At 64.6% G+C, this 2028-nt stretch carries 2 protein-coding genes; both read left to right on the forward strand.

Translation table 11 applies throughout. The features are described 5' to 3' along the window. Nucleotides 1-881, forward strand: an 881-nt coding sequence (locus JOZ79_RS11695; protein ID WP_294074324.1) for a DegT/DnrJ/EryC1/StrS family aminotransferase, incomplete at its 5' end; no start/stop codon positions are given. Between the two features lie 39 nt (nt 882-920). Then, the coding region (locus JOZ79_RS11700; protein WP_294074326.1) for a Gfo/Idh/MocA family oxidoreductase at nt 921-2028 on the forward strand (1108 nt) is incomplete at its 3' end.

Below are 2028 nucleotides of genomic sequence, written 5' to 3' on the forward strand. Positions count from 1 at the left end.
CTGCCCACACCTATATCGCCTCGGCCCTGGGGGTCGTGCACGCCGGGGCAAAGCCGGTCTTCTGCGACGTGAACGAGCGGACCGGATTGATGGACGTCGACTCGGCATCAGAACAGATCACGGCCCGGACGGCGGCGATCCTGCCGGTTCACCTGTATGGCCAGGTATGCGACATGGAGGCGGTCGGCGCGCTCGCGAGCCGGCATGGCCTGCTCGTCATCGAGGATGCGGCACAGGCACACGGCGCCACCTGTGCCGGCCGGCGGGCTGGGTCGTTCGGCGCCGCGGCCGCCTTCAGCTTCTACCCGAGCAAGAACCTTGGGGCGCTCGGGGACGGAGGCGCGATCTGCACGAGCGACCCGGCAATCGCTGAACGGGCCCGTCAGCTACGTCATCTCGGACAGCGCCGGAAGGGACAGCATCTGATTACCGGCTTCAACGAACGGCTCGACGGCCTCCAGGCGGCGTTCCTGCGAGTGAAACTCCCGCACCTCGACGGTTGGAATCACAGCCGACGGGCGGCGGCCGCGATTTACCGCGATTCGCTCAACGGCGCGTTCGCGCTGCTCGAGGAGAGGCCGGACAGTCCCTGTATCTACCACCTGTTCCCGATTCGCACCCCCGACCGGGATCGGGTGCTCGAGCGCCTTGCCCGGGCAGGGATCTCGTGCGCGGTCCACTACACGCCCGCCGTGCACCAGCAGCCGCCGTTCGCCCTGGATCAGCGCGACCCCGACGAGCTGGCCCGTGCCGAACGCTGGGCCAGGGAAGAGCTGTCGCTGCCGATCTACCCCGAGCTACGCCCCGAGGAGGCACTGATGATTGCCGAGCGGTGCTTGGCAGCTGTCGAAGCGTCAAGCGGGGTGACGACCGTTCGTTAGCAACATGACGGGCGATGTAGTCGATCAAGGAGCTTCGCTGTGAGCACAATTGACGCGCGCACACCTGATGGCGGCCAGCGCAGTGATCAGCTAAGGACGGCGGCCGATTTTCTGAGGCGCCGGGGGAGCGGTCACAGCGAACCGCAATCGATGGTGAACGTGGGCCTGATCGGCCTCGGATACTGGGGACCAAACCTCCTGCGTGTGCTCGCCGACATGGAGGACGTGGCGGTCATCCGAATCTGCGATCTCGATGAGGATCGCCTGCATCGCTTCTGCCGCCGTCACCCCTACACCAAGCCGACCACCGACTTCCGGACGATGCTCGAGGATCCGGACATCGATGCCGTGCTCGTCGCTACCCCGGTGCAGTCGCATTTCGAGATTGCGAGCCGCTGCCTGGAAGCCGGCAAACACACGTTCATAGAGAAGCCGCTCGCCTCCACTGAACGCGAAGCAGATGCGTTGATCTCCCTTGCGGATGACATGGATCGGGTCCTGATGTCGGGGCTGACGTTCCTGTACAGCCCGGCGGTCCGGGCGATCAAACAACTTTTGCTTCGGCGCGAGCTCGGCGACCTTTACTTCATCTCCTCGAGCCGCGTCAATCTCGGCCCGTACCGCAAGGACGTCAGCGTCGTCTGCGATCTGGCACCGCATGACTTTTCCATGCTGCTGTACTGGATGGAGGAGATGCCAGACTCGATCCGCGCAATCGGCAAGGACGCGATCCGCAACGGGATTCCGGACGTTGCTTTCATCGCGATGACCTTCGCGTCGGGCGTGGTCGCCAACCTTGAAGTCAGTTGGATCGCGCCGAGCAAGCTGCGCCGCACCGTGATCGTCGGCAGCAAGAAGATGGTGGTCTACGAGGACGGGGCCGCCGAACAGGTCAAGTTGTTCGACAAGGGCTTCGACTACGAGAAGCCTGAAGGCTTCGGCGAGTATCAGCTATCGACCCGCACCGGAGACATCGTGATCCCGAAGCTCGACACCGCCGAGCCGCTTGCCGTCGAGTTGCGTGACTTTGTCGAGGCCGTTCGACGCGGCTCGGGCTCGCGCGAGTCCCTGCTCCTGTCGCGGGACGTCGTTCGACTCATCGAGCAGGCAGACATCTCACTGAGACAAGCCGCTGGACGAGTGGCTG

This window comes from Sphingomonas sp., assembly GCF_019242355.1.
In the GTDB taxonomy this organism is placed as follows: Bacteria; Pseudomonadota; Alphaproteobacteria; order Sphingomonadales; family Sphingomonadaceae; genus Sphingomicrobium.